The 23,566-nt window shown below is 39.0% G+C and carries 25 protein-coding genes and 1 pseudogene; 17 read left to right on the plus strand and 9 right to left on the minus strand.

The window, feature by feature from the left end; all coding sequences use genetic code 11:
* From HPC41_RS25615 to HPC41_RS17855, 5 genes are all read left to right on the plus strand, one after another.
* A partial coding sequence (locus HPC41_RS25615) for an SDR family NAD(P)-dependent oxidoreductase (protein WP_216660699.1) occupies positions 1-264 on the plus strand: 264 nt, incomplete at its 5' end.
* Entirely contained in the window at positions 260-682 is a 423-nt protein-coding gene (locus HPC41_RS25620; RefSeq protein ID WP_425501175.1) for an SDR family oxidoreductase, read from the plus strand. The genes HPC41_RS25615 and HPC41_RS25620, both read left to right, overlap by 5 nt.
* Before the next feature lie 756 nt (positions 683-1,438).
* A complete protein-coding gene (locus tag HPC41_RS17845) occupies positions 1,439-1,723 on the plus strand; it encodes a putative quinol monooxygenase (protein ID WP_172395386.1) in 285 nt (94 codons plus the stop codon).
* Between the two features lie 2 nt (positions 1,724-1,725).
* On the plus strand, positions 1,726-2,709 hold the full coding sequence (locus HPC41_RS17850; RefSeq protein WP_172395387.1) for an aldo/keto reductase: 984 nt from the start codon (positions 1,726-1,728) through the stop codon (positions 2,707-2,709).
* Positions 2,710-2,723: 14 nt separating this feature from the next.
* Complete coding sequence (locus tag HPC41_RS17855; protein WP_216660815.1) at positions 2,724-3,698, plus strand: cyclase family protein; 975 nt, start codon at positions 2,724-2,726, stop codon at positions 3,696-3,698.
* A 196-nt stretch (positions 3,699-3,894) separates the two neighbouring features.
* Here the strand turns inward: HPC41_RS17855 and ligD are convergent, their stop codons facing one another.
* Positions 3,895-5,898 carry a DNA ligase D gene (gene ligD, locus HPC41_RS17860; protein ID WP_172395388.1) on the minus strand — a complete coding sequence of 668 codons (2,004 nt, stop codon included), beginning with the start codon at positions 5,896-5,898 and terminating at the stop codon, positions 3,895-3,897.
* Between the two features lie 123 nt (positions 5,899-6,021).
* Between ligD and HPC41_RS17865 the strand changes: the two genes are divergently transcribed.
* The 5 genes from HPC41_RS17865 (at position 6,022) to HPC41_RS17885 (ending at position 9,052) form a co-directional block, all read left to right on the plus strand.
* Positions 6,022-6,321: a hypothetical protein gene (locus HPC41_RS17865; RefSeq protein ID WP_172395389.1), complete on the plus strand. Its 300-nt coding sequence runs from the start codon at positions 6,022-6,024 to the stop codon at positions 6,319-6,321.
* 33 nt (positions 6,322-6,354) lie between these two features.
* The gene (locus HPC41_RS17870; protein WP_172395390.1) at positions 6,355-6,690 is read left to right on the plus strand and encodes a hypothetical protein; all 336 of its coding nucleotides are present in this window, start codon (positions 6,355-6,357) and stop codon (positions 6,688-6,690) included.
* A gap of 56 nt (positions 6,691-6,746) precedes the next feature.
* Positions 6,747-6,905 carry a hypothetical protein gene (locus HPC41_RS17875; RefSeq protein ID WP_172395391.1) on the plus strand — a complete coding sequence of 53 codons (159 nt, stop codon included), beginning with the start codon at positions 6,747-6,749 and terminating at the stop codon, positions 6,903-6,905.
* A 29-nt stretch (positions 6,906-6,934) separates the two neighbouring features.
* On the plus strand, positions 6,935-7,714 hold the full coding sequence (xth, locus tag HPC41_RS17880) for an exodeoxyribonuclease III (protein ID WP_172395392.1): 780 nt from the start codon (positions 6,935-6,937) through the stop codon (positions 7,712-7,714).
* A gap of 702 nt (positions 7,715-8,416) precedes the next feature.
* Positions 8,417-9,052, plus strand: a complete 636-nt coding sequence (locus tag HPC41_RS17885; protein WP_172395393.1) for an MgtC/SapB family protein — start codon at positions 8,417-8,419, stop codon at positions 9,050-9,052.
* Positions 9,053-9,352: 300 nt separating this feature from the next.
* Here the strand turns inward: HPC41_RS17885 and HPC41_RS17890 are convergent, their stop codons facing one another.
* Together HPC41_RS17890 and HPC41_RS17895 are read right to left on the minus strand one after the other, a co-directional pair.
* A complete protein-coding gene (locus HPC41_RS17890) occupies positions 9,353-9,910 on the minus strand; it encodes a DUF417 family protein (protein ID WP_172395394.1) in 558 nt (185 codons plus the stop codon).
* Between the two features lie 58 nt (positions 9,911-9,968).
* A complete protein-coding gene (locus HPC41_RS17895) occupies positions 9,969-10,802 on the minus strand; it encodes a helix-turn-helix domain-containing protein (RefSeq protein ID WP_172395395.1) in 834 nt (277 codons plus the stop codon).
* A gap of 445 nt (positions 10,803-11,247) precedes the next feature.
* Between HPC41_RS17895 and HPC41_RS17900 the strand changes: the two genes are divergently transcribed.
* From HPC41_RS17900 to HPC41_RS25835, 3 genes are all read left to right on the plus strand, one after another.
* Positions 11,248-11,601, plus strand: coding sequence for a DUF4406 domain-containing protein (locus tag HPC41_RS17900; RefSeq protein ID WP_246250847.1), 354 nt, complete (start codon positions 11,248-11,250; stop codon positions 11,599-11,601).
* A 37-nt stretch (positions 11,602-11,638) separates the two neighbouring features.
* The gene (locus HPC41_RS25160; protein WP_216660816.1) at positions 11,639-11,884 is read left to right on the plus strand and encodes a PhzF family phenazine biosynthesis protein; all 246 of its coding nucleotides are present in this window, start codon (positions 11,639-11,641) and stop codon (positions 11,882-11,884) included.
* Positions 11,885-11,995: 111 nt separating this feature from the next.
* Positions 11,996-12,367: a PhzF family phenazine biosynthesis protein gene (locus HPC41_RS25835; RefSeq protein ID WP_425501211.1), complete on the plus strand. Its 372-nt coding sequence runs from the start codon at positions 11,996-11,998 to the stop codon at positions 12,365-12,367.
* 102 nt (positions 12,368-12,469) lie between these two features.
* On the opposite strand, the gene rsgA is transcribed toward HPC41_RS25835, so the two are convergent.
* Positions 12,470-13,525 carry a ribosome small subunit-dependent GTPase A gene (gene rsgA / locus HPC41_RS17910; protein ID WP_172395397.1) on the minus strand — a complete coding sequence of 352 codons (1,056 nt, stop codon included), beginning with the start codon at positions 13,523-13,525 and terminating at the stop codon, positions 12,470-12,472.
* Between the two features lie 113 nt (positions 13,526-13,638).
* Positions 13,639-14,127 (minus strand): annotated as a pseudogene (locus HPC41_RS25175) (class I SAM-dependent methyltransferase); the annotation flags it as partial.
* A gap of 627 nt (positions 14,128-14,754) precedes the next feature.
* Here HPC41_RS25175 and HPC41_RS17920 point away from each other — a divergent pair.
* The 3 genes from HPC41_RS17920 (at position 14,755) to HPC41_RS17930 (ending at position 18,610) form a co-directional block, all read left to right on the plus strand.
* The gene (locus HPC41_RS17920; protein ID WP_172395398.1) at positions 14,755-15,558 is read left to right on the plus strand and encodes a hypothetical protein; all 804 of its coding nucleotides are present in this window, start codon (positions 14,755-14,757) and stop codon (positions 15,556-15,558) included.
* A gap of 549 nt (positions 15,559-16,107) precedes the next feature.
* Positions 16,108-17,148: a bifunctional transcriptional activator/DNA repair enzyme AdaA gene (locus HPC41_RS17925; RefSeq protein ID WP_172395399.1), complete on the plus strand. Its 1,041-nt coding sequence runs from the start codon at positions 16,108-16,110 to the stop codon at positions 17,146-17,148.
* A gap of 40 nt (positions 17,149-17,188) precedes the next feature.
* Positions 17,189-18,610, plus strand: coding sequence for an MFS transporter (locus HPC41_RS17930; protein ID WP_172395400.1), 1,422 nt, complete (start codon positions 17,189-17,191; stop codon positions 18,608-18,610).
* A 234-nt stretch (positions 18,611-18,844) separates the two neighbouring features.
* On the opposite strand, the gene HPC41_RS17935 is transcribed toward HPC41_RS17930, so the two are convergent.
* Genes HPC41_RS17935 through HPC41_RS17945 form a run of 3 tightly spaced genes read right to left on the minus strand, consistent with a single transcriptional unit; the run spans position 18,845 to position 21,905 of the window.
* The gene (locus HPC41_RS17935) at positions 18,845-19,642 is read right to left on the minus strand and encodes an SDR family NAD(P)-dependent oxidoreductase (protein ID WP_172395401.1); all 798 of its coding nucleotides are present in this window, start codon (positions 19,640-19,642) and stop codon (positions 18,845-18,847) included.
* 17 nt (positions 19,643-19,659) lie between these two features.
* The gene (locus HPC41_RS17940; RefSeq protein WP_172395402.1) at positions 19,660-20,484 is read right to left on the minus strand and encodes an AraC family transcriptional regulator; all 825 of its coding nucleotides are present in this window, start codon (positions 20,482-20,484) and stop codon (positions 19,660-19,662) included.
* 5 nt (positions 20,485-20,489) lie between these two features.
* Positions 20,490-21,905 (minus strand): aldehyde dehydrogenase family protein, encoded by a 1,416-nt coding sequence (locus tag HPC41_RS17945; RefSeq protein WP_172395403.1) that lies wholly within the window; start codon positions 21,903-21,905, stop codon positions 20,490-20,492.
* Positions 21,906-22,284: 379 nt separating this feature from the next.
* Between HPC41_RS17945 and HPC41_RS17950 the strand changes: the two genes are divergently transcribed.
* Positions 22,285-22,698: a nuclear transport factor 2 family protein gene (locus HPC41_RS17950; protein ID WP_172395404.1), complete on the plus strand. Its 414-nt coding sequence runs from the start codon at positions 22,285-22,287 to the stop codon at positions 22,696-22,698.
* Positions 22,699-22,877: 179 nt separating this feature from the next.
* On the opposite strand, the gene HPC41_RS17955 is transcribed toward HPC41_RS17950, so the two are convergent.
* On the minus strand, positions 22,878-23,402 hold the full coding sequence (locus HPC41_RS17955) for a TetR/AcrR family transcriptional regulator (RefSeq protein ID WP_172395405.1): 525 nt from the start codon (positions 23,400-23,402) through the stop codon (positions 22,878-22,880).
* Positions 23,403-23,566 lie beyond the last annotated feature (164 nt).

Genomic DNA, 23,566 nt, shown 5'->3' on the forward strand with positions numbered 1-23,566 from the left:
ACCGCAAAAGAGTTAATCGCCGAAGGAGCAAAAGTAATTATTACCGGAAGACGAAAAGAAGCCATTGAAAAGGCTGCTGAAGAGTTGGGAGCTATTTCTTTTGTGGCGGATCAAGGGAAATTGGAAGACATCGACAATTTCAAAACCCAAGTTGAAGAGCAATTCGGAAAAGTTGATATTCTGTTTATTAATGCCGGAATCACCGGAACTTTAGGTTCGATCGAAACTATGAGTGCTGAAAACTTCGACAATGTAAGGCATTAATTTCAGAGGAGCTTATTTTACCTTAAGCAAATTTATTCCTCTGTTGAACGATGGTGCTTCAGTGGTGTTCCTTTCATCCAACGTCGCGACAACCTCTAAACCCAATAGTTCGATTTACCAGGCAAGCAAAGCAGCATTAAATTCCATTGCAAAAACCGCTGCTGCAGAATTAGCACCAAGAAAAATCAGAGTAAATTTGGTAAGTCCGGGACCAACAAAAACGGAAATTATGACCAAAGCAGGATTGGACGAAAAAACATTGGAAGGTCTTAATGAATGGTTAATCAGCGGAATCCCACTACAAAAAATGGGGTCTGCGGAAGATGTAGCTAAAGCTGTTATTTATCTCTCAGATAACAATGTGGCAAGTTTCATGACCGGAACGGAAATCCTTATGGATGGTGGAATGGTTTTATAATTCGAGCTATATTTTTTGGAACGTGAGTGCTGGAAGCTTGAATAACTTCCAGTACGCTACTTATCTACCAAAAGAGCTTGGAACCGACTATGCGCAAAAGAGAATTGGGGGGTGTACTAAACATTTTATTGATAAATTTATACGTATATAGTTGAACACCAGATTTATATTTATCAAAGTAAGCCTCTATTTTTGAACAAACTTTAGGATTGTAGCAAAGTTTGATTCTCAGGTGTTCAACCCATTCCGCCCGGATTATAATCGTAATTAACCTTTCTGTGTGTCGGACCAATCCAATTACGGTAATATCTTGGTCATCTCGGTAAAGTGATCGACAATATGTACTCTGGCTCTACGACTAAAATGTTTCGTGCCGCTACGGGTTTGTAGTTATCCTTTACCATAACTAATGCCCTGTTTGATGCTAGCTGCACAATTGGTTTAGGTAATTTCCTATCTAAGCCGCTTATTATTTCTGCTGAGAATGTCGGTGGCGCAGGGAAAACAGTTGTTATAGCTGATAAAAGAATCGATAAGCTTATCTATTATTTTTATAATACAAGATCATTATTTATGTTATTTTTATAATAAATAAAAATGATAGAAATTTGCAGTATCAATAATTATAGTTATAGATATAAAAAATATATTTATTATCAACGTAGGTCAAAAATTCGCCCATTCAGGCGGAACCTTTAACCGTAAAGCATATAAAAAACATTTAGAAAATGTATTAATCACAGAAAAGGAATTGGTATGATTTATTTGACAGCAATTATCAATGCAAAACCCGAATATCGGGAAGATGTGCTATCCGCATTGCAAAATATGGTTACCGGAACCCGAAAGGAAGATGCTAACATTCAGTATGATTTGCATCAAGGTTCAGGAGACAAAAACACATTTGTTTTCTACGAAATTTGGAGAGATCAACAAGGTTTAGATGCGCACAATCAACAACCTTATATCGCTGAATTTGGTGAATTAGCAAATGACAAATTACAAGAAACCCCAAAGATTTATTTAACAGAAAAACTATAAAAATGGAATACAGAAAATTAGGAAATACAGATTTAGAATTATCAGCAATCACATACGGAGCCTTCGCCATCGGTGGAAATATGTGGGGCGGAAACGAACAAAAAGATAGTATTGCATCAGTACAAGCATCTATCGAAAACGGCATTACAACGTTGGATACAGCACCATTTTATGGTTTTGGATTGAGCGAAAAAATGATTGGTGAAGCTATAAAAGGATATGACAGAACAAAAATCCAATTGTTGACAAAATTTGGTTTGGTTTGGGACGGAAGCAACAATGGAAAAGGAGAGTTTTTCTTCGATGCAGAAGAGAACGGAAAAGCAATTCCTGTGTACAAATATGCGTCGAAAGCGAGCGTAATCAAAGAAGTAGAGGAGAGCTTGAAGCGCTTACAAACGGATTATATTGATTTATTGCAAATTCATTGGCCAGATGCTACAACGTCAATTTCTGAAACAATGGAAGCATTAGAAATTTTGATTCAACAAGGAAAAATTCGTGCAGCAGGTGTAAGTAATTATAGTGTGGATCAAGTTGAAGAAGCTCGAAAAACCTTAAATATAGCGAGTAATCAAGTCGGATACAGTATGTTGAATCGAGGTATTGAGAATGATTTGGTGCCATTTGCACAACAAAATGATTTGGGAATTATTGTGTACAGTCCAATGGAAAGAGGATTGTTAACAGGGAAATATTTTGCTGAAGGAAAGTTGAAAGAAAACGATCATAGAAATGGTTATTTCCAACAATTTGATTTAGAGAAAGTGAAAAACTTCTTGAACGCAATCACGCCAATCGCAACGGAAAAAGGAGCAACACTTTCACAATTGGTTTTACGTTGGACAAGTTTACAACCTGCCATTTCTATTGTTTTAGCCGGATCAAGAAATGCTGATCAAGCAGCTGCCAATGCAAAAGCAATAGATATCAATATATCTACTGATGAAATGAATTTTATCAATTCTGAATTAGCAAAAATCTAAGAATAAGAAAATAGATGAAAACAAAACCTATCATTAAATTTGTAGCTATCGGAATGCTTTTATTTGGAGCAGCAATTGGGTACGCACAAAATAAAACCTTAATTGATCCCAAGGATACCAGCTGGCAAACATCGCCTTATGGAAAAGGAGACGAAATCGGTGCTGCAAATCTGATTACGCCCGAATTGGTCATGCAGTCGATCAAATTAGTAAAGCAAGGAAAATCAATTCCTTTAGCTGTTCCGATTGATAAAAATCTTCCAGCTTTTCGCCATCGCAGTTTCAATCTTTACAATATTCAACCAGGGGAACAAGGTGGGCAGACTTTAGGTCCTAACAGATTCAGTTTTAATGATGAATTGGTTAACGGTTGGACTGGTGTTGGAACACAATTAAATGGCATTGGACATATCGGAATTGATAATGTATATTACGATGGGAATAAAGCAACTGATTTTGTAACAGTAGAAGGTGTAAAAAGATTAGGAATCGAGAAAGTTCCACCAATTGTAACACGTGCTGTTGTTTTGGACATGGTCGCTTATTACAACAAAGCTATTGTGCCTGGAGGAACTGAATTTACAGTGAAAGATATTCAAGCTGTTTTGAAAAAACAAAACGTCGAAATAAAGAAAGGCGATGTAGTTTTATTCAATACTGGTTGGTTAGGATTGATAGGAAAAGATAATAAACAATTCTTAGAAGTGGAACCAGGTATTGGAATGGAAGCTGCAAAATGGTTAGCTGACAAAGGAATTGTAGCATTTGGAGGCGACACTTGGGCTTCGGAAGTTTATCCAAATCCGTATGGAACAGAAGAATTTCCGATTAATCAGTTTATGTTAGCTAAAAAAGGAATTTACAATTTAGAATTAATTGATACCAGACCTTTGGTAAAAGAAAAAGTTTGGGAATTTTTATTCGTTTTAGGGCAACCTTTATACGTTGGCTCAACACAAGTAAATATCAATCCTGTAGCTATTTATTAATTGAAATTGATGTACCTGATCATAAAAGGTATCGCACAAAAATGACGATGCAGGTGCATAACTGGGGCTTGACCCTATCCCCAACTTTACGTTAGATTTGGGGATAGGGTCAAACTCGAAAGAGGTTTTTAAGTTTTAATCCTATGACATAGTTCGTGTTACATTTCCGTAATTAGACTTTGGGCTAATCAGGTATCTAAATCAATGCGCTCATTATTGCTCCATTTTGGATAGTAATTTTCTCGTCATTAAGGTCGTGAAAAAGCTCACCTTTCTTTTTTATCCTTATCAAAATTTCTTCCATAGTAAATTTGTACCTATCAAGACCTGGTTTAACCTCTTTCCAGTCCAACGGTGTACTAACAATTGGCAGATGATATGGCCTGACGGAGTACGGAGCTGCCAAGGTATCCCCATAATCGTTCTGATTCGCATCAATATAAACTTTGCCTTTTCGATGATTAACTGTTTCGCTTCTCGTGCTGATATGGGGAACTAATTGATGAATTTCATCAGCCAAGTTATTTGCAATAATCCTGGTCTGTTCGAAGGAAAAGCCGCTGCATGGAATATATATATGTAGTCCGGTTTTACCGGAAGTTTTGACGAACCCTTGTAGCTTATGTTTGTCAAGAACAGTCTTGGTAGCTATAGCGACCTCAATAACCTGTTCAAAACCATCATCCTCTGTTTTCTTCGGGACTGTCGGATCTAGATCAAGCCAAATATAATCCGGCTCTTCTGGCTGTTGAATCCGCGACGCCCGGGGATTTATATCTACACATCCCCAATCGACCATTGTTAGCAGCGTTTCAACATTATTACAGACCAGGTAATCAATCTGATCCCTTTTTCCAGCTTTCTTTACCCGGCGCCGGTCTGTAAATACTTCAGCGCAGTCCGGCTGACGGTTTTCCATGTCTTTGATGAAAGTGGTCGGGCCGCCTGCCTTTGTAAGTTTAAGATTTAAAGATTGCGGTCTATCCTGGAGGTAAGGTAGGATGTAGGGTGCGATTTTATTGTAGTATAAAATCAGATCTCCCTTAGCAACGCCTTTCCAAAGCTCCCGGCTTATATCATGAAGTTGAACAGTACAATGTTTCATAGGGAAGTCGGTTACTTCCGATCCTTCAAAAGACTCGTCGACTCGCTGCCAATTACTATCCTTGTTTAGATATTTTCTTGTGCTTTTCTTCGTTTGGGGCCTCTTCGGATTTGATTTTGCAGCAGGCTTTTCTTCTGCTATTTCATCCTCAATTACATCTGTTGATTTTGGAACCTCCCTCACGACTTGCTCTGGTTTTTTGTCCAGCCTGAATCCCAAAAATGTGGCCGGCTTCCGGATTCGTCCGGTTTTAGTCCAGGTTGCGAATTCAAAATTAGCGACCAATTGTGGTTTTACCCAGTGCATTTTGGCTCCCTTAGCATCAAGTACTTTATTAACAAAAGGTGATTCATCAATTTCTATGGCTTGCAGTTTTTTAAGAATACCTGGCATTTCTTTGTCTTTGAAACCGCCGCCGCTGCGTCCTATCCAGGTGAATTTCCCATTCTGATAGGCGCCAAATAAAAGGCTTTTAAAGGACCTGGCCTTATCGGATTCTGCCCAGCCGCCGATCACAAATTCTTGTCGCTTGCGGGTTGGTGTTTTCAGCCAGTCGTTGCCCCGGTCACCTTCGGTATATTCACTATCTTTCTTCTTGGCAACAATTCCCTCCAAGTTTAAGTCCAGCATTTGCCGATATAAAGCCGGGCCATCATCAAAACTTTCACTGTATCGGAAAACATCATCGTCCTTAACCAGTATTTTCAAAAGCTCTTTTCTTTCTGTTAGTGGAAATCCGCGCAAATCCTGGCCGTCCATCCATAACAGGTCAAATACGCAATACTTGATTGGGGATTCATGCCCGTTATAGAGCTGTAAGGCGTCAAAATCGGGCTGCTCTTCTTGATTGAATATAACTACTTCGCCATCAATAATAACGTCATGTTTTAGGCTTTTAAGCGCCTTTTCAATCGGAGGATATTTGGAAGTATAATTTAGCCCACTTCTGGAATCCATGCGTACTTTCCCTTTTTCGACGAAAGAGACAATGCGGTAACCGTCCCATTTCACTTCATAGAGATAATCGTCTCTATCTATTGGTTCTTTAATAAGTGTACAAAGCATCGGTCTTATGTGGGCTGGCATTTTTTTCATAACACGACTTTTCTGGTAAACATAAACCACGAACCTTTAGTTCTCGGAAAGCCTGTTTTGTTAATATCTTAAAAGCTTCAAACTCTATTGGTTGGCGCTTGTTCTATTCCAAAACCATTTATTATGACAGACAGTAAAAATAAAAAGGATGCAAGGGACCGCGATCAGGTAGCTATTACTACATTTACAGGCATTCCAGTGACCAATAGCCAAGGAGTAGAGAAATATTTTGATTTTGAAGTTGGGCAGGAGGGAGAGTACGGACAGTATGCACGTATTACAATGGATGGCTGCCAGCTGATTTTAGATGAACATCTTGCTTACATTAAAGGAGATCTTGCGGAAGAATGGAGGGAGCCTGCCATTGCCAAACTTCTTCTTTTGCTGGAAGTAGACCTAAACCGAGATAGAACAATGAGCTAGCTAATTTGTTCAGCACTTTTTTCAGATTTAATTATGATATTCAGATTACAGGGACTTTACTACTTATTAACGGGAATTTGGCCGGTTATCCACATTTATAGTTTTATGTTTCTCACCGGGTATAAAACGGATGTTTGGTTGGTGAAAATGGTAGGCCTTCTATCCGTTGCAATAGGTCTGAGCCTATTGATACGGACCAGGCATCCGGATAAAGTGTTGTCACTGGGAGCTGCTGCCGCATTTTTAGCAATTGATGTATTCTATACGGCGAAGGGAACTATTTCTTTGATATATCTTGCCGACGCATTTTTACAGGCAATTATTATCATTCTTGTAACAATTAAAACCGTGAAAGCGAGATACACTTAATTCAATTATATGTAAACTGAACAAGAAGTTTGAGAAAGTTGCCATAGGATTAACCAATGGATCATCCTGGTGGGCTTTTGGTATTGCATTGGGGTTTATTGTTAAAGACAATCCAGCCAAAATTGAACAATTTGATGGCTTCGAGCCGTCGGGCAAGTATTCGGATGGTCGATATTAACGAAGCTGCCCAACGCTTTGCACGACTACAAAACTAAATCGAAATCAAAAACAAGAGGATGAATAGATGAAAATTGCTACCTACAACATCAACGGCGTTAACGGAAGATTACCAGTTTTACTTCGGTGGTTGAAAGAAGAATCTCCAGACGTTGTGTGCTTACAAGAATTGAAGGCCCCGCAGGAACGCTTTCCGATAAAAGCCATCAACGATGCCGGTTATCAGGCAGTCTGGCATGGAGAGAAAAGCTGGAATGGCGTTGCTGTTTTGTCCAAGTGTGAGATTACCGAAGTGACAAGGGAGTTACCTGGCGATAAAGAGGATACCCATAGCCGGTACCTGGAGGTTATTATCGGCCAGATATTAATTTGCTGTCTTTATCTACCTAATGGCAACCCTTATCCTGGGCCTAAGTTTGAATATAAAATGGCTTGGATTAAGCGTTTGATGAAACGTGCTAAAGCATTACTGAAAATGGAGGTTCCAGTGATCATTATTGGTGATTTCAACATTATCCCGACAGAGCAGGACGTATACAAACCGGAAAAGTATATCGAGAATGCGCTCTTCCGGATGGAGGCGCGAAAAGCGTTTAAACAGCTTATTGGTCAGGGGTGGATGGATTCGATCCGAGCACTTTTTAAAGATCAGGAGGTTTATACTTTTTGGGATTATTTGAGAAATGCTTATGGCCGGAACGCCGGGTTACGGCTGGACCATATATTGCTTAGCCCAATGATAGCACCACGGTTGTCAGAAGGAGGGATAGACCGTCATGTTCGTGGATGGGAAAAAGCAAGTGATCATGCACCGGTATGGATAATGTTGGACGATAAAAATAACTGAGGCCACAAGTAAGAAATCCAAAAATGAACTGTTAAGAGGGGCTATGGGTACTCGAAGGCATAGTGATCCTCGTTTTCAGCTGCACAGCTATCGAGGTGATCAAATGTGGCCGAATGCCCATGCAACCCGACCTTGATGTGCTAAGTATTCTAAAACTAGATATAGACTTTGGAGAAGAATATGATTTATTTTGAAAGATGATAACGAATCGTTTGCCTTCATAATCTTTTTCTGCCTACTTGGATGTTTATTTCGTTTGTCGGTATGTGTGTTCAACAGATTGCGAACATGACTATTACGCTTTGAAACGTTCATACAAACCGTCCAGAAAATGGAAAGAGATAAAACGGTTAAACATTCTAAAACACCAAAATTTTACCTTCAAAAAAGGGAATGGCCAATCTTTTTCAATTCGGCAGTTGTTCTAAAACTAATTGAAATGAATGGTGCTTTAAAACCTGCGCTGTGCCGAGAGGTCCTTCCATGGATCCAGAAATAAAAAGATTAGCGAAGATGGTGAAAGATACTATAATAAGGCAAATTTAGGTTATATCGAAATGCATCTCTTGAACAATACGGTCAAGAAAGCCAAACATCCTACATTTTGCATAGTAGGTAATTGATAGATTTTCGAAATAATATTTTCAAAACGAATTGAGCAACATGCTTCAATAGCAATAAATAATTTTAGCGCATTTACTAATGGATTTTACTGTAGAAATTAAGGATATGGTCGCGATGGTTGTCTCAATATTATGTGGAGGGGCAATCGGTTTTGAGCGTGAATACAAAAATAAGTCTGCCGGTTTTCGTACGATAATTTTAATTTCACTCGGGTCGACCATTTTTACGATAGTCTCTCAGCATGGTGCACAAACAGACGACCGAATTTCGGCAAATATCATAACAGGGATTGGTTTTATCGGTGCGGGTGTCATTTTTAAAGATAAAATTTCAGTACATGGTTTGACAACTGCGGCCGTAATCTGGACTTCGGCGGCAATTGGAATGACAGCGGGGATAGGTTATCATGCCTTAGCACTTTGTCTGACACTTATTACACTTGGAGTTTTGTTAATGGTTACCAGGGTAGAGCGAATAATTGCGCAATTACAAAAGGAGCAGTTCTTGAGTGTAACTTTTCGTGATCCCAACTTCTATCAGATTGAAAATCTCGAAAGTGTTTTACAGACAAAGGGGCTTAATTTAGAACGTATGGAAATTGCTAAAGACGACGATCATTTGATCGTAGTATTTAAAGTATCTGGAAAAAAAGAGCTTCTGGTAGAGATGAGCGAAACACTTGCCACGCGACCGGAAATCATCAGTTTTTCTTAAATGCTTCAGCCAAGATATGTTATTTAACAGTACGGGATCGCTTTAATTTTATTTTTATTGTCAATGAAACGATTTCCTGATTTTGATTCATTGCCTTATCAACCAATGAGCGTTGAAGTAGTAATTGCCCTATTTTTTTCATGAAGGGAGAAAGGTCTATCTATAGTGGAATCGCTGGGAGCAAAATCATTCGATGAACGTATTTGTAGGAGAGACGTAGATTCTGATCATGAAACGGACGATTTATCCTATTTGATTCATTACGATCTATCGCTTTCATCACGGGAGAAAGGGTTCTCTCTACTTGTTTTTTATACTTTTAGCTGAATCTGATGCTATTACCAGTCCAGCTCCCATCATAATAACATCTTTAACAACGAGCCTGCCTGCTGCTGAAAGAGCCGGAAACCCATGAATCGGTCCCCCAAGATCGGGCACCCATGCTTCCGGTGTCGTCACAAGAAAGGAGAGGGTTACCAATGACATCCCCGTGGTTAGGACTCCGCCAATCATACCTATTTTTGGATAAAAAATACCCAGTAAGACCATTAATCCAATGAATACAATAGCTGTTCCTAAAGCATAGGAAAAGGTGTATGTTCCATTGGCCTGGTGCCATTGTATATTCTTGGTGACAACTTCACCTTCTTTGTTTTTATGCAGTTTATAGCTATCCTTGTCCGAAACATCTACCTTGAGAAAAAAACTCATAAAAGGGGAGTTGGCTACAAAAGGGATGATCCCTTCAGCTTCATACTGATAGGCCTTTAGGCCACCGATCCAAGCCATTACAATAAAAATTGCGACCCGTAGGAAATTGATGAATTGCTTTTGTGCGTTTGCAAATAAATCGATCATAACTTTTTTAGTAAAGTTATGTTTAAGATACTGTGCTATAAATGGAAGATTATGGAAATTACTTGTCCAAATCTGCTATAGGAGAAATTCCTACCGCTTTGCGGAAAAATGATGGGGATACACCTGTATATTTTTTAAAATATTTGCTGAAGTGGAATTCATCGTTAAAATTAAGTTCTGCTGCTACCTCCTTTATAGATTTATGGGTGAGATGAATCTGTTTTTTAGCTTCAAGTATCACTCGTTCCTGAATGATCTGTGAAGGTGTTTTATTGAAAATAAGTTTAATTTTCTTACTCAATGTATTTGGAGCTATGTGTAGCAGATCAGCATAAAATGTGAGATCTCTATTGGAAATAAAATGCGTTTCCACGAGGTTTTGGAATAATTTCAATTCGTTGAAATTTTCTTGAACCGCTTTCCCTTCAGGTAATAACTTGTTTTTCTCTTTACTGCAGATTGCCAGAATCAGCTGTAGATAAGACTGAAGGATGGACGCCGAGAACTTTTCAAGGCTATCCACCTTTAAGATCTTGGAAAAGTATTCTAAAACTTCATTGAATATTTCTTCCCTCAAGTGAAATTGAGGGAAAAGGTAGATATTGTTAAAAAGTAGTCCATTGCAGGCAACTTCATTTCTGTGAAACTCGATGCAGTAAAAGTCGCTGTGAAAGTTGAGGACATCAATATCCATGTAATAATCGCTAATGATTTGTATGTTCTGGAATGGTGAGGAAAAAAACACGGTCCTGCCATCGAAATCATATTCCACAAAATCAACAATGATCTTTCCACTACCATTGAATAAAAAAATGTGATATAAAGAATCACTAAAGACATTTTTGAAATCCTGAGAATTCCTCCGTTCAACTAAGGGTAAAGTAGCATTCATAAAGCAAAAATAGGAAGTTGTATTGAATTATAATTATGAAATACATTCAGGGGAAGTACATACTTTATACCTGATGTTAGCCAGTATAAAAGAATCATACCTTAATAGCGGTAATTAAGGGGCGCACCAAGCCAAATGACATTCCTAATCGAACATGGCAGAAGTAATTATAGATTTCTTTCTTTATCAGTCCAACGCTAAGCGAATGGCTTGTTCAACAGGTGAATAATCATTCGCATGTGAAATGTTTAATTCAGCTTTTAAAAACAATGGCAGTTGTGCCATAAATCTAGGCACTGTTCCATTGTGAGATTGGGCAGAATGTACCTATCTAATACCTATGATTAAGCACAATAAAAGAAAAGGCTTAAAGTAGTTTACTTTTTTTTCGGCAAATTGGTCGTTAATTCGCATCTGTAGACAAATAAATATAACGATGCTTATAATGATTTCAGGTCCATATCGAGGTGGCACCAACGATGACCCAACATTAATCAAAAACAATTTAGAAAAATTGGAAGAGTTCGCCTTGGAAATTTTTAATAAAGGCCATGTCCCGATAGTCGGGGAGTGGCTCGCACTTCCTTTAATTAAGCTGGCTGGATCACAGAAAGTCGGAGACGAACAATGGGAGAGGATACAGTATCCGGTAGCCCATCGGATACTAGAAAAATGTGATGCCGTTCTGCGGATCAAGGGCGAGTCAAAAGGTGCGGACCAAGATGTGAGGATAGCCAAAGCAAGGGGGCTAAAAATCTATTATCACATTGATGAAATCCCTATTTCAGCGCAGTCTTAAATTTTTAGTATTAAAAAATAAATATTTTAAATCAATCATGAAGTTAGAGTTATTTCAGATAGATTCTTTTACAGAAGAAATTTTCCGCGGAAACCCCGCCTGTGTTGTTCCATTAAAAAGCTGGCTATCCGATGAGATGCTTTTAAAAATTGCCCGAGAAAATGCCGTAGCAGAAACCGCATTCTTTATTGATAATGGCACCACCGTTCATCTGCGATGGTTTACACCTGAGATTGAAATGGATTATGTGGACACGCTACCTTGGCGGCAGCGCACTGTTTAATTTCACATTTAAATTTTAATAAAAAAAGAATCATTTTTGAAACTCAGGTAGCCAGAACCATCCACTCTTCCTGATATTATAACCAAGTCACTTAATATACCGCCTAAGGAGATCTTTAAGTCAAGAGACTATGTTTTAGTATACGAATCAGAGGAAGATATAAAAAATATCAAAATTGAAAGATCCGTTTTTGATCTTATCAATCTTGATCCGGGCGGCGTTGTTGTAACAGCAACTGGAACTGACAGCGACTTTGTTTCAAGATATTTTACGCCTCAATCATCGATTCTTGAAGATCCTGTAACCGGTTCAGCCTATTGCTCACTTATTCCGTTTTGGTCATCAAGATTAGGGAAAAATAACCTTTTCTCGCGTCTACTTTCAGAAAGAGGTGGCCAGCTCTACTGTGAGAACAAAAACGAAAGAGTAATTGTAGCTGGTACAGCCAAAACTTATTCAGCTGGGCACATTTGGATCGAATAAGAAACTTTGTTTAGGGGATTAGCATAAAATTTTTATTACTTTGAATTTTAGAAGTAAAGTACGGACGATCTTAAATAGAGCGCCCGTACAATTTAAAGTAGATTATGAGATCCCTTTATTTTTTTTTACTTGCGTTACAATCTTTGAAAAGGATTTCTCTCTTTTGCGCCTTTCATGCTCAGTAGCAGAAAAGTGCCAGGCTTCCCTTTGTAGTTTCAGGTAGCTTTCATAAACATCTGGGTCTAAAATACCATTGTCTACGGCTTTTAATACGGCACAATCAGGTTCTCCTGTATGCTCACAATCCTTGAAACGACACGATTTGGCCAAGTCGGAAATATCTAAGATTGCTGCCAATGAGTCCGCATCATTGATAGCTAACCCAAATTCACGAACTCCCGGAGTATCAATTAATATACCAGAGTTTTTCATTAATACCATTTCGCGACGAGTTGAAGTATGACGCCCTTTTCCCGTTGATATACTTATATCGGACGTACGCAATAAGGGTTCTTCGCAAAGTGCATTTACCAAAGAACTTTTACCAACCCCCGAAGAACCTACAAACACAACAGTTTCTCCTTCTACGATAGAATTCCGAAGTAAGATAATAGTCTGACGATCGTGAATACTAGTAAAAAATACAGGTATCTTGCAAGCTATATGTTTTATCTGCTCTTCTATTTTTGATCTGTCGAAAATGATATCGGCTTTATTGAGAATTAAGGCAGCATTAATATTCTCCTCCAATATCTGAGCGATGAAACGTTCTGCTCTGCGGACATTGAAATTATCATCAAGGCTCTGTACAATAAATGCTTTATCCACATATGAAGCAATCGCTTGCTTATCAGAGATTGTTCCGCTTTTTTTTCTATACAAGGTGCGTTCGCGTGGTAATATGTCCACGATGATTCCTCTGTTTTCTTCGAATGTTTGAAATATAACCCAATCGCCCACACAAGGTAATTCATAGTCAGGTCTGCCGAATACCATATTTCCCGTCAACTCACAGTGAAGTAATCCGTTTTCGGAGATAACATCATAACAGGTACGGTGGACAACAGCGATCCTACCATGGTGTAAAGATTTAGGTGTTGATTGCTGTTTTAGTTGGTCAAGTTTATCGTTCCAACCGTAAATATCTAAATTAATCATTGTTCAATTTTTTTGCGATGTAGAATACATAACCGTAGAACTCTTCGTATTTGGAATACATTTCTGCATCAAAACGTTGAAGTGCAACAAATTCTTCGGCAGCTTTATTTCCACTACTTTTCGAGAAACAATTCCTGCGCTTTTACCATCGGTGTGAAATAATTATCATTCCAACAAACTGATGGCAAAACAAAGGTAGCTATGGGTAAATATCCCGCTTTTTGTATTTGTGTTATTTTACCCGCAATAGTATCCATTTCAGGAAAATGTGGTAAACAGTATTGCTCTATTTTTGACGGGCGTTTTTCGGTGAGCCACGAACTTTCCGTAACGGCGATATATCCTCCAGGCTTTAAAAACTTTCGCCATTCGTTGAGTCCCCTTTCAAAACCGATATTATAAATTGCTCCTTCACACCAGATCAAGTCTAACGCATCATCTTGGAAAGGTAGATTATCCATTGAACGAACAACACCTTTTACCTTGTCTTGCAGATTTAGCTTTGTCGCATTATTGTTGAACTGGTCAATGAATGCTGGAAAAATATCGAAACCGGTAATATGTCCTGGTGCGTGTTCCGCCAATACCATAGTTTGACCGCCTGTCCCGCAACAATGTCAGCGATTAAAGAATTGTCAGTAAGATTGTCTATAAAGCTTAGTGCTTTTAGGGTAGCCTCCGAGTCGCCGGGCCCCTGTCTTTCTGTATTTAAAAAGAATTCACAGATTAAATTAAAATCGAATTCATGAATAGTTTTAATGCTTTCGTTACTCATTATTGTAATGTATATAGCATATATCGAAAGCGCAGCAGTGCTTCCATTAACGTATGCTGATAAAAAAATAGAAAAAAAGCTCTCGAAGCGAATTATTCGAAAGCAAACGAAAGGACAATCTGTAAAGGATCTACAGATTGTTTATTAAACCAAATCCGATTTATTTGTTGTTGTCATATTGCAAAGGTAACTAAAACTTTTTGTTAGCAGAAATACTATTGTTGATGAAACAGTTTGGTTTGAGCTTATTGGAAGAATGAAATTAAAGTGCCGTGGATCTGGGTACGCAAATTTACCACCGTACAGCGAATCATAATTTTTTGCTTACGGATTTTAAATAAAGGGCCATGGATATTGTCGAATACCTTATTTTTATTTTGAATAATAGAGAACTGCAACGGAATAAACTATAAAAGTTATTGCTATGCTTAGTGCTTAATCTGAACAAAGTCTTATGAAATCAATTGGGAAATTTCTTCAATGGTCAGTGGTGGCTGCCTTTATCTTTGTCATCGTTTTTTGGGGCAACAGTTACCGTTATTTTATTTATGCGCTCGTATGCTCTTCTTTGCTTTATTTCCTCTTTCAAAAAATAATCCTTAGCAAATTAGGTAACGGAGATGGACGGGAAGTCCGTTATGATGCGAATGGAAAACGCGTAACAATGCAAGGCGGCAAGCGCATAGCGTTTGTGGTTCTGTTGGCAGCAGTTTATGCTTTAATAATTTCCGTTTTTTCTGTAAGTCCATCTTTGGAGCGTAAAGAGTTTACGCTGACGCATCCCAACTGGGTTGCTACAGCACCCTCTTTCATAAACTTCGAGTCTAAAATACATAGAGGAAAGACAAAATACGCATATCTAAATATCGAATACCGCTATACTGCCAATGGACAGCTGTCCCTGCGAAAATTAGATAAGGCGGAAAAGCACTATGCATTTCTACCTGTTATGAGCCAGCTACGTTTTGAAGAGATACGGACTGAACTGTTGGACAGAGCAAAGAGAAAGATAGCTGATAAGGAATGCATATTGTTTTACAATCCACAAAATCCTGAACAGCAAATGTTTTTTCTTTCAGACGATTCTTTTTATCCGCAAGGATCTTGGCTATACGATATATTGTTTGTCTATTTATTATTATTCTTATTCATTGTAATTATAGCGTTTCTGTTTAGAAAAGACTATAATAATAGGATGAAAAAATCTAATTCTACCATTCATTATTACCATCGCACAGATTATTATGAAAACAGATAAAGATGCATAGGGCTTGACACATCGGTATTTAATTATTCGATTCCCTATCTGAAGGAGGCTGGAATCCGTAATTATCTGCTAGAAGTACTGCAGCATAATAAAAATGCCGTATCGGTTTATAAAAAGATCGGCGTTACTGTGGTCCGAGAGTTCTTTTATTTTAGGCAAAAGATCGAGGCAATTACTTTATTGCCCAAAAGTTAAACCTTTAGTATAAAACCAATAGATAGTTTTGAGTATCCTGAATTGAAACTTTTTGGGATTTTAAACCATCCTGGCAAAATAGCGTTGACTCAATCCGTAGGTGTTTAGACAATTTTATTTGCACCGGCGTTTTTTCAGAGGATAAGCTTACTGGATATTGTGTATTTAAGCCAGATCAAATAGGTTTTTAAGAGGTCGATGAAAATATAGGCTTTAATACTTGCTTGAAAACTTCAGTTCAGCTATAGACGGATTCTTTAGGTCAGAAAAATACTTGTTAATTTTTCGGTTGTAGATGGATTCTAACACTAGTAAATTTGTTCCATAATCATAGGTAATTGTTTTATGGAATTAAGTTTTGAGCAAATGTATCAGGCAATACTAGACAAAGATATCAGGTATGAAGGTGTGTTTTTTACTGCCGTGAGGACAACGGGTATTTTTTGTAGGCCATCTTGTACAGCAAGAAAACCGAAAGCTGAGAATATTGAATTCTTTAGATCGACTAAGGAATGTATCCTTCGAGGATATCGGGCATGTAAGGTATGTCATCCACTTGAATTGTTGAGCGAGACGCCTTCCTATATCAAAAAAATTATTTCCGAATTATCTGCAGATCCAAGCTTAAAATTTAAAGACTACGATTTGCGCCAGCGTGGTGTCGAGCCCCATCAGTTGAGACGATGGTTTTTAAAAAATCACGGAATGACATTTCATGCCTACCAGCGAATGTATCGGATAAATTCTGCATTTAAAAAGATTCAAAACGGTGAATCTGTGACAGATGTTGCTTTTAATTCAGGGTATGAATCACTTAGTGGTTTTGGAGATTCTTTTAAGCATATTTTTGGAGTCTCTCCTAAAAATAGTAAACAACAAAATATAATTGATCTTAAAAGAATAGAAACTCCTTTGGGCACAATGTATGCATGTGCTGTAACTCAAGGAATATGTCTTCTCGAGTTTACGGATCGGAAAATGCTGGAAACAGAATTCAAAAATTTAGCAAAAACACTAAACGCAACGATCGTGCAGGGCGACAATCCTCATTTTCCGTTGTTGGAAAAGCAACTGACGGAGTATTTTGAAGGAAATCGGCAAGAATTTACAGTGCCTCTATATAGCCCCGGAACGGAGTTCCAGAACAGGGTATGGGAAGCTCTTAAAAACATTCCATATGGCGAAGCTAAGACCTACAAGCAACAGGCAATTGCCATAGGCAGCGCAGATTCGGTGCGGGCGGTCGCAAACGCGAACGGGTTGAATAAAATTTCGATCTTAATACCCTGTCATCGCGTCGTTGGAACAGACGGAAGCCTGACCGGTTATGGAGGTGGTATCTGGCGTAAAAAATGGCTTTTGGAATTGGAGAGCAAAAAATCCTAGGCACTCCCTCTATCGATCTACAATATAATCCTTTATTCTTATGAAAACTGTTAACAAGTGGTTTGCACTATGTGTAGTGCTTACTGCACCCTTGCTATATGTAATTGATATTTTTATTATCAATATCGCGATTCCGACGATCAAGACAAATCTGCACGCAACTGATGGTGAAATACAATTAGTAATCGCCTCATATTTATTGGGCAGTGCCTGCTTTTTGGTAACTGGCGGGCGAGCCGGAGACTTTCTTGGTAAAAAGCGGGTTTTCTTTTGGGGAATGCTGGCATTTACAATCACATCCTGCATTTGTGGATTATGCCAAAATGCGACACAATTAAATATCGCACGTTTTTTTCAAGGTGTCAGTTCTGCATTTATGGTAACACAGTCTATTTCATTAATTCAAGTTTTATTCACTGAAAGCAAGGAGAGAGCAGTTGCAATCGGGTGGTATGGAATAACATTAAGCATAGCAGCCATTATTGGACAAGTTTTAGGCGGTTATTTAGCAGAGACACATTTTGTGATAGAAGGGTGGCGTTTAATATTTTTCATTAATTTCCCTATTGGCATATTGTCATTATTAGCAATACATTTTTATCTGACCGAGACACCAATATTGAAAAAAGTGAGGTTTGATTACCAAGGAGCTTTGTATTTAACAATCGGGCTAGCCTGTATCGTCTATGCTTTGACCGAAGGTAGAGAGAATGGATTTCCTTGGTGGTTTTATACGTTAACATTTTTATCGATCGTTTTTTTGGCTAGCTTTATTGTTATTCAACAAAGAAAATTGACACGCAAACAAAACCCCTTAATTGATATTTCTTTATTCAAATTAAAAGATTTTAAAATAGGCTTATATGCAGTACTATTTCATTTTATGCTGCACACTGCTTATTTATTGATTGTTGCAGTCTATTTACAAAGTGGATTGGGCATATCAGCCTTGGCATGCGGTATGTATTTTATTCCCCATGCTATTCTATTTATGATTTCATCGATCTTTGCGGGTAAACTCCTCCCTCGATATGGTAAACGTATTCTACAATTGGGTTTGTCTATCATTTTAGTATCCTTTGTTTTACAAATAATATTCTTTTCGCACAGAGACGTTCCATTTATTTCTATGCTTTTAATAGGCTTGTATGGATTAGGCAACGGTTTAGTTCTTCCGTTTCTATTAAATGTGGTTTTGGATAATATTGAAGAAAAAGATGTAGGTGCTGCTTCGGGAATATTTTCTACATTTCAGCAGACAGCTTCCGCATTGGGAATAAGCATCATCGGTGGAATTTTTTATTCAATTTTAGAACACGATCACTTCAAAAACAATTATCTTTTTGCCCTACAAGTCGGGTTGTTGGTGGGTATTTTTTTTCTGATCATCGTGTGGTGCATGTTATCAAAACTATCTTATTCTTATAAACCTGAAAAAGCTGCTTTACCTAAACTAGATTAACACCTCGAAGTAGCGAGTTGGCAGCCGTTCGTCGCGTGCGGCCCATCCAGCTGAAGAAAACCTTATCTACTAGACCTGGTGGACAGTTTAATTAAGGACGTCACAGAAATAAAGAAAGAGGGAAAAATTATTGCAAATAACAGCAGCTTGCCAAAAGCAGCGCGGGCGTGGTGGCAAAAAGGTTCTAAATATAAAAACAGCGGTAAATCGACCGCTGTTTCACGATGTCTGATTTTATAGACAACGGATCGTACCTCCGTCGACCCGCAGTACAGAACCGCTGATATAGTCAGCAAAACGACTACATAGGTAGACCACTGCACCCGCAATCTCTTCAGGTGTACCAAATCTTCCGGTATCATTAGGGATAAGCTCCTGAACTGCTTTGTACTTAATCTCCTCCATATCCGTTCCCCAGTCAAATTTAGGCGCTGCCTGCTCGAGCCATTGCTCTACCATTGGATTGATGATTGCTCCAGGTGATACGATATTAGAAGTGATACCCGTATCTTTAAGCTGCCTGGCCAGCGAAACAGACATATTATGTCGTGCAGCAAGAGTAGCATTATAATGCGGCTGTTCCTTTATGGGCTGTATGGCTAATCCGCCACCGATGTGTATTATCCTGCCCCAACCGAGCTCCTTCATCTGTGGAACAAGGCTTTGTATCATACGTACATAAGAAACCACATTGGTATTATACAGTTCAAGCCAGTCTTCGGTACTTGCTTCGCCCCACGCTTTGTGCGACGTTACTCCGGCATTATTAACCAGGATATCCACCGGTCCGTATGAGAGCGCCGCCGCAACTACCGAATCAGCGCCTTCATCCGTCGCAAGATCTCCGATCGCTACTGCTGCAGATCCGCCGGAAGCGATAATCTCCGCAGCTACAGCTTCGGCACGTTGAAAGTTACGCCCATGTATAATTACTATGGCGCCTTCACTTGCGAGCATTTTAGCAATGGCTTCGCCCAATCCGGAACTAGATCCGGTTACGAGGGCACGTTTACCCTTTAGTTGTATGTCCATTTTAAATGATTTTTATGTTATGAATGTTTTTTATTTGGCGCATAACCAAATTCCTTTTTGTAGGCAAAGGAAAAATGGGAGAGATCCTCAAAACCCAGATCCAGGTACACATCGGATGGTTTCTCTTTTTGCTGTTCGATCAGGAAACGGGCTGTATCCAGACGCTTCTGCAACAGCCATCTGCCTGGGCTGGTATGAAATTGCTTTTCAAAATCGCGCTTAAAACCCGAAAGGCTGCGGCCCGTAAGAAAAGCAAGGCGTTCCATAGGTACATTGTAGCGGTAATGGCTGTTCATAAAAGCTTCCAGGTCTATCTTACCTGGTTCATTAAAATCAAACAATACATTTTTAAATGCAGAATTATACTGAATAAGCAGTAAAACAAGTTCTCTGGCCTTTAGTGCGACAATACGTTCATCCATCTGCTGCTGCAAATAGGGAACCAAGGAATCTATAAAACCTTTCAGCAATGCATTCGATTGGATCAGTAGTGCGGCATGGGGATTAACTATGCTATCGGCTTTCAGCGCATACTGCTCGCTCATTTCCTTTAAGGTGCACTGATCGATATGGACTGCTATAGACCTGAAACTTCCGTCGGTGGTACTTTTTACATATTTGGTCAGCTGGTTGCGTCGGAAAAAGCGGAAGTCTCCTTCATGATAAGTATGCTTTTGATCAGCAAGCCAGACATCCTGTTTACCTTGGAGGATATAACTGAAGATATGATCTGCCACAAATGCCTCGCCTTCGATCGTATTGCCCGAATAAGTGTTCAGCACTATTCTCGGGCCTGTAGCGGCATCTTTTGCTTTTTCGGAGATATCATTTTTGCATTCCATAGGGATTAGCTTATGATTACTTTTGGTTCTAATTGTTCCTCGAGGCCATATATGCCGCCTTCTCTGCCCAAACCAGATTGTTTAAATCCACCGAAGGGTGCCAGTGCATCATGATAGATCGTGTTGATCGCAACTCTTCCTGCATGGATCTGAGCAGCCACTCGCTGCGCCCGCTCCATGTCTGAACTGCTTACATAGGCATGCAGTCCATATATGGTATCGTTGGCAATGGCAATAGCTTCTTCCTCGGTTTTGTAGGTAATAACGGACAATACAGGCCCGAAAATTTCTTCTTGCGCAATCGTCATCTCATTACTTACACCTGTAAATATAGTGGGTTTGACGTAAAATCCGTCCTCTAATCCTTCCGGCTTGCCCAGACCACCAATTAAAAGTTCTGCTCCCTCGTCGATACCTAGCCTGATGTAATGTTGTATCCGGTCAAACTGTTTCTGACTGGCCATAGGGCCTATGACTGTATGCTCATCTCTTGGATCACCCACTTTCTGTGCAGCCATTGTCTTAACCAGGATAGCCTTAACCTCTGGCAGGACAGCTTCCGGCACTAGCAGTCGTGTACCTGCGATACAAGCTTGACCACTATTCATAAAAGCCGCATTTACCGCTATCGGTATTGCAGTATTGAGGTCAGCATCATCGAGAATAATATTGGGTGATTTTCCGCTGAGTTCCAGTGTGACCCGCTTCATTGTGTCCACTGCATTACGGGCAATGATCTTGCCGACCACTGTAGAACCTGTAAACAGAATTTTAGCCACGGCAGGGTGGGTAGACAATACTGTGCCCAATATATCTCCGCGCCCATGCACCATATTGATTATACCGGCGGGAAGTCCTGCCCGGTCGAAGCACTCGGCTAGAACCTGTGACTGCATCGCACTCATTTCACTGGGTTTGATCACTACGGTGCAGCCAGCTGCAATTGCCGCGGCGAGTTTTACACATATGGAGCCTGAATTGGCATTCCAGGCCGTCATGATCCCGGTTACGCCAACTGGCACCATAGCGATTGCCGACTGACCTATGCGCCGTTCGAAAGAAAAATCCTTAAGGATTTTCTTAAAGAAAAGGAAGGTCTCTGCAGCATATTGGTTTGACCAGCGCGACCGTTGTACTGTTGCACCGTACTCTGTTGTGGTTACTTCCTGCAGATCGTCGAGGCGCTCCATCAGCGCATCGTGTAATTGCTGTAGGTAATCCATGCGCTGTTCTCTGCTTGTTTGTGAAAAAGATGGTAAAGCTGCTGAAGCAGCGATTATTGCACCCTCCATATCCTGCTCATTGCCTAATACGACTTGGCCGATGAGGCTTTCATCCGAAGGATTAATTATATCCATCTTCTCGGTACCTGCCGAAGGCCGAAATTGACCATCGACATAATGCTGGTTGATTATTTTCATTTTGCTGTCTTTTAAACTTCGCTCAAGAGCATCGTTATTACTAACACAAAATTACTTCGCTACCGTCTTTTAAGGTTTGTTAAAAAGCTCAGATTACTTTGTTGAAAGGCTCAACTACATGGACTTCCACCGGCAAATCCCGCTCTACCAAAATGTAAAAGCTACATAATTGTGTACTTCGATTAGAGATATCTGTTTTTTCGGATTCTATAAGAATAAAAAATTATTTTAAAAATAATAGACAGACAGGTTTGTCTGTTTTGTGCTTTTGTTATACATTTGTTCTATAGCAAATAAGTAGGTGATCATTAAGGATAAGATGCCTTTTTGTCAATTGTTTGAAAATATGAGATAATTAATAACACTTTAAATTTTAAAAATGGAACAGAAGCACCCACTACCACCGTTTACATTTGAAACAGCATTAGTAAAAATTCAAGCCGCAGAAGATGCATGGAATACTCAAGACCCCGAGAAAATTTCAAAAGCCTACACGATCGATAGCGAGTGGAGGAATAGAGACAAATTTGTTAGTGGAAGAGAAGCCATTGTTGAGTTTCTTTCCGACAAATGGAAAAGAGAGCTAAATTATAAGCTCAAAAAAGAATACTGGGCGCACACCGACAATCGTATTGCTGTGAGATTTGAATATGAGTATATGAACAAAGATGGTCACTGGTTCAGAGCCTATGGTAACGAAAACTGGGAATTCGACGAAAATGGCCTGATGAGAAAACGCTATGCAAGTATCAACGACTTAGCAATCAATGAAGAGGACCGGAAATTTAAATAATTACGATCTGTATAAGTGGAATTAGCATTACAAATCACCGCATGATCTAGTTCCACTTATTTCACAACCTAAAGCCAAAAATCGACCCGTAATTTATGGAGAGTTAAAGAAATCTATTTAAAGGATTTTCTAACCTCCAGGAGCGATAGACCAACTTTCTTTTTGACTTATCTTTGTAATTAAACTAAATGGTCGACGATCATCTTTGACCGTTCGATCAATTGATTCGACTTGAACATTTTGCTCTCCATAATTGAGCTTTCAAATAGCATATAGATGTGCTCGGAGATATTTTCATCGCCAACAAGTGAGAAAAAATAATCCCTTAGATCCTTCTTGTGCTCCTGAATCACTTTCAGGATCTTACTGTTATCCTTGGGAATTTCCGCAAGAATATTTAGAAAACTACAGCCCCTAAAATCTTCCTTTGAGTTCATATGAATCAAAAAATCGAAGGATGAAACAATTTTTGATTTTACATCTGTTTTTTCACTCGTAAAATTATAAAGCTGATCAAACCAATATTTGTGCCTTGCCTCCAGAAATGCAACACAAAGATCTTCCTTAGATTTAAAATGCTGATAAAAACTTGCTTTCGCCACATTTGCTTCAGAAATGATCTGATTTATTCCGGTTGAATTATAGCCCTGATTAGCAAAAAGATCAAGTGCTTTGTCTAGAATTCTTTCTCTGGGTAATGCCATTATACTGATTATTTAACAGCACAAAGGTAAAACTTTGAATTTACTAATAGACAAACTGGTCTGTATTTTTCGTCTCCCCATCCTTGGGGCTGAATCCGTCTTGTAAAAGGTATGTCTTGCTTAAAATAATGCCCAGTCAAATGTAGGAACTTCAATTTACTAAT

The organism is Sphingobacterium prati, from assembly GCF_013167215.1.
Lineage (GTDB): Bacteria > Bacteroidota > Bacteroidia > Sphingobacteriales > Sphingobacteriaceae > Sphingobacterium > Sphingobacterium prati.

What these genes read in the sequence shown, in the direction of transcription:
- HPC41_RS17845 (WP_172395386.1), top strand. Translation starts at nt 1,439, where the DNA reads ATGATTTATTTGACAGCAATTATCAATGCAAAACCCGAATATCGGGAA.
- HPC41_RS17850 (WP_172395387.1), top strand. Translation starts at nt 1,726, where the DNA reads ATGGAATACAGAAAATTAGGAAATACAGATTTAGAATTATCAGCAATC.
- HPC41_RS17855 (WP_216660815.1), top strand. Translation starts at nt 2,724, where the DNA reads ATGAAAACAAAACCTATCATTAAATTTGTAGCTATCGGAATGCTTTTA.
- ligD (WP_172395388.1), bottom strand. Translation starts at nt 5,898, where the DNA reads ATGAAAAAAATGCCAGCCCACATAAGACCGATGCTTTGTACACTTATT.
- HPC41_RS17865 (WP_172395389.1), top strand. Translation starts at nt 6,022, where the DNA reads ATGACAGACAGTAAAAATAAAAAGGATGCAAGGGACCGCGATCAGGTA.
- HPC41_RS17870 (WP_172395390.1), top strand. Translation starts at nt 6,355, where the DNA reads ATGATATTCAGATTACAGGGACTTTACTACTTATTAACGGGAATTTGG.
- HPC41_RS17875 (WP_172395391.1), top strand. Translation starts at nt 6,747, where the DNA reads ATGGATCATCCTGGTGGGCTTTTGGTATTGCATTGGGGTTTATTGTTA.
- xth (WP_172395392.1), top strand. Translation starts at nt 6,935, where the DNA reads ATGAAAATTGCTACCTACAACATCAACGGCGTTAACGGAAGATTACCA.
- HPC41_RS17885 (WP_172395393.1), top strand. Translation starts at nt 8,417, where the DNA reads ATGGATTTTACTGTAGAAATTAAGGATATGGTCGCGATGGTTGTCTCA.
- HPC41_RS17890 (WP_172395394.1), bottom strand. Translation starts at nt 9,910, where the DNA reads ATGATCGATTTATTTGCAAACGCACAAAAGCAATTCATCAATTTCCTA.
- HPC41_RS17895 (WP_172395395.1), bottom strand. Translation starts at nt 10,802, where the DNA reads ATGAATGCTACTTTACCCTTAGTTGAACGGAGGAATTCTCAGGATTTC.
- HPC41_RS17900 (WP_246250847.1), top strand. Translation starts at nt 11,248, where the DNA reads ATGATTTCAGGTCCATATCGAGGTGGCACCAACGATGACCCAACATTA.
- HPC41_RS25160 (WP_216660816.1), top strand. Translation starts at nt 11,639, where the DNA reads ATGAAGTTAGAGTTATTTCAGATAGATTCTTTTACAGAAGAAATTTTC.
- rsgA (WP_172395397.1), bottom strand. Translation starts at nt 13,525, where the DNA reads ATGATTAATTTAGATATTTACGGTTGGAACGATAAACTTGACCAACTA.
- HPC41_RS17920 (WP_172395398.1), top strand. Translation starts at nt 14,755, where the DNA reads ATGAAATCAATTGGGAAATTTCTTCAATGGTCAGTGGTGGCTGCCTTT.
- HPC41_RS17925 (WP_172395399.1), top strand. Translation starts at nt 16,108, where the DNA reads ATGGAATTAAGTTTTGAGCAAATGTATCAGGCAATACTAGACAAAGAT.
- HPC41_RS17930 (WP_172395400.1), top strand. Translation starts at nt 17,189, where the DNA reads ATGAAAACTGTTAACAAGTGGTTTGCACTATGTGTAGTGCTTACTGCA.
- HPC41_RS17935 (WP_172395401.1), bottom strand. Translation starts at nt 19,642, where the DNA reads ATGGACATACAACTAAAGGGTAAACGTGCCCTCGTAACCGGATCTAGT.
- HPC41_RS17940 (WP_172395402.1), bottom strand. Translation starts at nt 20,484, where the DNA reads ATGGAATGCAAAAATGATATCTCCGAAAAAGCAAAAGATGCCGCTACA.
- HPC41_RS17945 (WP_172395403.1), bottom strand. Translation starts at nt 21,905, where the DNA reads ATGAAAATAATCAACCAGCATTATGTCGATGGTCAATTTCGGCCTTCG.
- HPC41_RS17950 (WP_172395404.1), top strand. Translation starts at nt 22,285, where the DNA reads ATGGAACAGAAGCACCCACTACCACCGTTTACATTTGAAACAGCATTA.
- HPC41_RS17955 (WP_172395405.1), bottom strand. Translation starts at nt 23,402, where the DNA reads ATGGCATTACCCAGAGAAAGAATTCTAGACAAAGCACTTGATCTTTTT.